Raw genomic sequence first — 6,064 nt, forward strand, 5'->3', positions numbered from 1 at the left:
ATTAGTCAATAGGCATTGGTCATTGGGCATTAGGCATGGTGATTTGTTCTGAAATAGGTTGACAAAAAACTACGAACTATGAACTACAAACTACGAACTCTGAACTATAAACTATGAACAATAAACTACAAATTTTAAACTCCAAAAGGACGGAGGAATCCGATGAACATTGACATCGGTAAAACGATACGCATGAGTGATATAATCAGTGCGCGGGATGGGCGCAGTTTGATTGTGGATACGACGATGGCGTCTGTGATTGGAGCGACTGAGGGGTTGGAGCACGTGTCGGAAGCGATTAGCTCGATCAATGAATTTTGCGACGCGATTATCGTAAATCCCGGAACTGCCGAACACCATGCGCCTTTGCTCGGTGGAAAAAATCGCGCCACGCCCATCATTCGCGTGGATTGGACAAATGCGTTTCGCGGCGAAGATTTTTGTCTGCCAGCGACGGAAGTGAAGCGTCTGATGATTTCTGACGGCAGCGATGCACTCGGACTCGGCGCGTCCGCTGTTATTGCCAGTTTGCTTTTTGGGTTTGATGATGATTTTGAATCGACAAATATCCGCGATCTGTCCCATCTGGCGCGCGAATGTCAGACTTTGTTTCTGCCTCTTTTTGTTGATATTCAGCCCATCGGAGAGCGGGTGAGCGAAGAAAATTTTGAAGAAAGCATTAAACTTGGCTGTTCGTTCATGCTGGAGTTGGGCGCGGAAGCGTTGCTCATCCCGAGTTGCAGTGCGGAGACGCTCAAATTCATTTGCGACTGGATGAGTGTGCCGGTGCTCGTGCGTCGAGATACTTTACCCTCAAAAGATGAAATTGAAATGGTTTTCGAAAATGGCGCCGCCGGAATTGTGCTCTCGCACAAAATTTTTGCACAAAAGAATTTGTCGAGAGAAATGGAAAAAATTCATTGGCTGATTCACGAAAAGGAGGCTGTTCAATGAGTGTATATTCCGGAAAAACTGCTCGTCTGAATCGGCTTTTTAATCCGAAAGACGGTCGTGCTGTCTGCGTGGCAGCCGACCACGGCTGGATGTCCGATGTCACGCCCAATGTCGTGGAACTGGCGCGGATTTTGAAATTAGTCGTTGAAGGCGGAGCAGATGGGATTCTGATCAGCTACGGCACTGCGCTGCGATTGGGACATTTGATGCAGGGAAAAAATGCTCCGGCGATGCTGATTCGCGCCGACTGGATGAACATGCCTCGTCTCGGCGGCTCCAATGTGAGCAATGTGCTGCCCGCAGTAAATTTCAGAAAAATGGCGACTTCATTTGCCAAAGACGCCCTTCGCGTGGGTGCTTCAGCGATCACGATTTATTATTTCATCGGCTACAGCGACGAATTCGAGGCGATAAATCTGGAGCAGGCGGCGGATTTTGCTCGCGAATGCCGGAAAGTAGGCTTGCCGCTGATCATTGAGCCCATGGCTGTGGGCGGAATGGTCACTGGTGTGAATATTGCGGAAATTCTCATTGCTTCCGGAAGAATTGCTGCGGAAATTGGCGCGGATGCCTTGAAAATTCCTTACACTGGCGATGTGAAGACATTTAAAAAATTAGTGGATCAGGCGGGTGTTCCAGTGCTTGTTCTGGGCGGTGCCAAATCTGACGTGCCGCGGGATGCGCTGGAACTGGTCGATGAAGCGTTGCGCGCAGGCGCTGCCGGGACAGTTTTTGGCAGAAATGTCACCAAAGCCAAAGATCCCAGAAAAATGGTCGCTGATATTTGTGCACTGGTGCATGAGGGCAAATCGATTGCGGACATTCTGGAAGAAAAACATGAGGGATTTATCCGACTGAAATCGATTCCGGCAAATTGCACCGGTTGCCTGATTTGCGAATTAGCCTGTCAGCGATTTCACAGCGATGGTTATGGCCACAGTTCAGCTCGATTGCGAATCGAAAGGCCTCAAATAGGGAAAGAACTTGATGGTTTCAAACCTGTTGTTTGCACGCTGTGCGAAAAATGCGTCATCGCCTGTCCCACTGGTGCGCTGACAATCAGCGAACAGGGATTTTTGAAATTGGAAGCGTCACTTTGCACCAACTGCGGCGATTGCGTGCGCGCCTGTCCTTTTTCAGTTATCTGGTTGAACGAAGATGGTTTTCCCGTATTTTGCGATCTTTGCGGCGGAGCGCCGGAATGTGTTCGCTGGTGCAAATATGATGCATTGGAGATAGTGACGAAGAAAAAATTCATTACCAGGAAAGACGGTTGAGTTTATTTTTTAAGGAAAGGCGGGGGATTGGGAACCACGAAGGGCACGAAGTTCACGAAGAATTTCATAATTAATATTTTTATCGACATTCAAACATCCCCCTAAATCCCCTGCGCCAAAGGCGCATCTCCGTCTTCAAAGGGGGACTTACTTGGTTCCCCCCTTTGAAGGGGGGACAGGGGGGATGTGAAAAAGCATAGTATTAATTTTAGCGCAAAATAAACCAGATGAATGGCTATATTTCTTGTTCTTCGTGTTAGGACTTAAACCGAAATATTTAACAACTTCAATAAACAAAGAGGCAAAAAATGAAATCAGCACATAACGGATTTGCCAATAAAATTTTAATAGTCGATTTGACAAAAAATGAAGTGAAAACTGAAAATCTTTCTGATGAAATAAAGCGAAATTTTCTCGGCGGTAAAGGAATCGGAATTTATTATCTGTATCGCGATTTGAAGGCGGGAGTTGACCCTCTTTCTGCGGAAAATGAAATTATTTTTTCTGTTGGTCCCCTGACCGGGACAAATGCTCCCACTGCGGGCAGGTTTTGCGTGACCACGAAAAGTCCTGCCACCGGAACTTACATGGATGCTTATTGCGGCGGCTTTTTGGGGCAGACGATAAAATTTGCCGGCTACGATGCAATTGTCATCAGGGGGAAAGCGAAAGAGCCGGTTTACTTTATCATTGATAATGAAAAAGTAGAAATTAAAGATGCGAAGAATATCTGGGGAAAGAAAGTTCAGGAGACCAACAAATATTTCAAAGAAAAGTATGGCAATGATTTTCAAACGGCGGTTGTGGGTCCGGCAGGAGAAAGGGGCTCAAGGATTTCCGGAATTTTCAGCGGATTGCGCACAGCAGGGAGAGGCGGCGGCGGCGCTGTTATGGGCTCAAAGAATTTAAAGGGATTTGCTGTGCGCGGCACCGGAGATGTAAAAGTTTTTGATAAAACAGAATTTGAAGAAGCAGTCTGGATTGCTCATCGGGCTTTGCGAATGAGCAGTCAGATTAAACGTTTGAAAGAGACCGGCACTGACAATATTTTGAAATTGGTGAATGCGGCTGGCGCATTGCCGACCAGGAATTTTCAATTGGGTCAATTTTCTGAAGCTGAAGAAGTTGCCGGCGAGAAATGGCGCAAGGAATTCTGGAAAAAAGACATTGCCTGCTACGGTTGCCCCATTGCCTGTTCCAAAATTGCCTATTCTGAAAAATTCAAAATCACCATCGATGGTCCGGATTATGAAACAATTTTCGCCCTGGGCACAAATTGCGGTGTTTCGGATCGAGATGCCATTGTTTACGCAAATTATATTTGCGATGATTATGGCATTGACACGATTAGCACAGGCAACATCATTGCTTTTGTGATGGAACTTTATCAAAAGGGAATGATTGGAAAAGATGAACTCGATGGAATCGAAGCAAAATGGGGGAGCGGAGATGCGCTGGTGCAATTGACTGAAAAAATGGCAAAGGGCGAAGGTGTGGGCGTTTTGCTGGAAAAAGGAGTGCGCGAAATTAGCAAGCAATTTCCTGGCAGTGAAGAGTTTGCCATGCAGGTGAAGGGGCTGGAAATGCCGGGCTATTTACCGCGCGCAGCAAAAGGAATTGCCCTGAGTTACGCCATTTCCGAGCGAGGGGCATGCCATTTGCGCGGTTCGCCTTTGACGGAAATTTTAGGCGGAGCCGACCCGCTACAAGTGGAAGGCAAAGCAGCCCTGTTTCGTTCCAATCAACTGGATTCCACCGTGGTCAATACGATGATTTTGTGCTATTTTGTGAAATTTGGCATGACGCTGAAAGAAATTTATCAGATGATAAATCCGTGCACTGGATTTGAATATTCTCATCCGCGCGATTTGGAGGAAATCGCCGAGAGAATAATCAATATCACGAGACTTTTCAATTTGCGCGATGGTTTTACCAGCAAGGACGACGTTTTGCCAAAACGGTCTTTGCAAGAGCCATTGCCTTCCGGCCCTGGCAAAGGCGAAGTTGTGGACCTTGATACTTTGAAAAGTGAATACTATCGCCTGATGGGCTGGGACGAAAATGGCGTTCCCAAAGAGGAAACTTTGAAAAAATTAGGTATAACTGAAATGTTTTAACTGAAAGAAAGAGGTGAAAAATGAAGCAAAGAAGTTCGTTGATTCAGGGAGTTTTGTTCTGGGGGTCGCTCTGGGGAATCTGGGAAATTGTTGGCGACAAAATTTTTGCAAATAATCCGACAATCCCGCGCTCCGTAGCGCTGGTGGGCATCGCTGTCTTGATTTTAGCTGTGTCGCGCATGGTGCATAACATTAGCGGCTTTTCTGTAGCGATGTCGTTGCTCGCTGCCTTGTTCAAATTTCTCAACGCGCCTTTTTGGGGCTGCCAATTTTTTGCTGTTATCTTGTTGGGAGTCACTTTTGAAATTTTCTGGGCGTTGCTCGTCAAAAATGAAAATCCGAAGAGATTATCTTTTGTCCTTGCTGGTGTCGGAGCGACCGGATTGCACTTTTTGCTTTTCATCCCTATTGCACTTGTAACCACAAAATCTGCAGTCTGGGTGGCTAATGGCGGCGAGAGAATATTTCAATTTTTAGGCGAAGGATTGCTGACGATGTTGGATGTTTTCATCGTTCTTTTTCTCGTCCATAAATCGCTTGCCAAATTGCCCGAACTCCGGGAACGAGTTGTTTCCTGGCGTCTGAACTGGATTTTTTCTGCAAGCATGGTCATTGTCGCAATTTTGACGGCGTTCAACAGATAGGTAGGAGAAAATTTATGAATATTTTCGGAGAAAAAAGAACGCGTCGGGAATTGGATGCGCGCGCTGGATTTGCGGAAAATTTGTTTGGCATTCGCCGATTTCAATTGCGCGAAGGACGGAGCCAGGGCGTGGAAATCGCAGAGGTGCGCACCGGCTCAGGTTTGAATTATCAAGTCAATCTTTCCCGCGCATTGGACATCGGACTGGCAGAATTTTGCGGCACGCCGCTCAGCTGGCATTCGGTCAATGGACCTGTCCATCCGGCTTATTTTGACGATGACGACGCGGAGTGGTTGCGCACTGCCGCTGGCGGACTCTTGATAACCTGCGGCTTAACGCAAGTCGGTGCGCCAAATACAGACCAGGGTGAAAAACTGGGCGCCCACGGAAGAATTCATCATTTGCCGGCGCAATTAATTTCCGCCGAGGGAAATTGGAAGGGAGACGACTATTTTATTCGCATTCGCGGCGAAGTAATGGAAACGAAAATGTTCACGGAAACCATTCGTCTCACCAGAGAGATAACCAGCAAAGCGGGCGAAAGCAAAATTAAAATTCACGACACAGTGGAAAATATCGGATTTTCTTCAGTGCCGCACATGATTTTGTATCATTTTAATTTTGGCTTTCCGCTCATGGACAAAGATACCCGGATTATTTTTCCTTCAAAGACAATAACCCCAAGAGAACCGGATTTGCCTGTGGAAGGTTATGACCGCTGGCAGGAGCCGGAAGTTGGCTACGCTGAACGGGTTTATTATCATTCGGATTTGGAAACAGACGCCGATTCAAGAACCGAAGTAAAAATAGTCAATCCGAATTTTCCCGTCAATATTGGCTCCGGAAAATTCCCGCTCGCCGTCACTCTCCGCTGGGACGTTCGCCAGTTGCATCGACTGGTGCAGTGGAAAATGCCCGGCGCCGGACTCTATGCCCTGGGAATCGAACCGGCAAATTGTCACGTCGCTGGTCGAGCGGCGGAACGCAAAGCAGGGACGTTACAATTCCTGGAGCCGGGAGAAAAACGGGAGTATTTGCTGGAAGTTGAGATTGAGGAAGTTCGTAGTTCATA

5 protein-coding genes are annotated in these 6,064 nt (G+C 47.1%); all 5 read left to right on the forward strand.

The window, feature by feature from the left end; translation table 11 throughout:
* Nucleotides 1-162 precede the first annotated feature (162 nt).
* Nucleotides 163-954, forward strand: a complete 792-nt coding sequence (locus tag GXO74_05560) for a hypothetical protein (GenBank protein ID NOZ61128.1) — start codon at nt 163-165, stop codon at nt 952-954.
* Nucleotides 951-2,231 carry a 4Fe-4S dicluster domain-containing protein gene (locus GXO74_05565; protein ID NOZ61129.1) on the forward strand — a complete coding sequence of 427 codons (1,281 nt, stop codon included), beginning with the start codon at nt 951-953 and terminating at the stop codon, nt 2,229-2,231. Before GXO74_05560 ends, GXO74_05565 begins: the two co-directional genes overlap by 4 nt.
* A gap of 308 nt (nt 2,232-2,539) precedes the next feature.
* Nucleotides 2,540-4,348, forward strand: a complete 1,809-nt coding sequence (locus GXO74_05570; protein ID NOZ61130.1) for an aldehyde ferredoxin oxidoreductase family protein — start codon at nt 2,540-2,542, stop codon at nt 4,346-4,348.
* A gap of 20 nt (nt 4,349-4,368) precedes the next feature.
* Nucleotides 4,369-4,992 carry a hypothetical protein gene (locus GXO74_05575; protein NOZ61131.1) on the forward strand — a complete coding sequence of 208 codons (624 nt, stop codon included), beginning with the start codon at nt 4,369-4,371 and terminating at the stop codon, nt 4,990-4,992.
* Between the two features lie 14 nt (nt 4,993-5,006).
* Nucleotides 5,007-6,064 (forward strand): aldose 1-epimerase family protein (locus GXO74_05580; GenBank protein ID NOZ61132.1); only part of this gene is annotated, 1,058 nt, incomplete at its 3' end.

The sequence above is a fragment of the Calditrichota bacterium genome, from assembly GCA_013152715.1.
Taxonomy (GTDB): domain Bacteria; phylum Zhuqueibacterota; class Zhuqueibacteria; order Thermofontimicrobiales; family Thermofontimicrobiaceae; genus 4484-87.

What these genes read in the sequence shown, in the direction of transcription:
- GXO74_05560 (NOZ61128.1), top strand. Translation starts at nt 163, where the DNA reads ATGAACATTGACATCGGTAAAACGATACGCATGAGTGATATAATCAGT.
- GXO74_05565 (NOZ61129.1), top strand. Translation starts at nt 951, where the DNA reads ATGAGTGTATATTCCGGAAAAACTGCTCGTCTGAATCGGCTTTTTAAT.
- GXO74_05570 (NOZ61130.1), top strand. Translation starts at nt 2,540, where the DNA reads ATGAAATCAGCACATAACGGATTTGCCAATAAAATTTTAATAGTCGAT.
- GXO74_05575 (NOZ61131.1), top strand. Translation starts at nt 4,369, where the DNA reads ATGAAGCAAAGAAGTTCGTTGATTCAGGGAGTTTTGTTCTGGGGGTCG.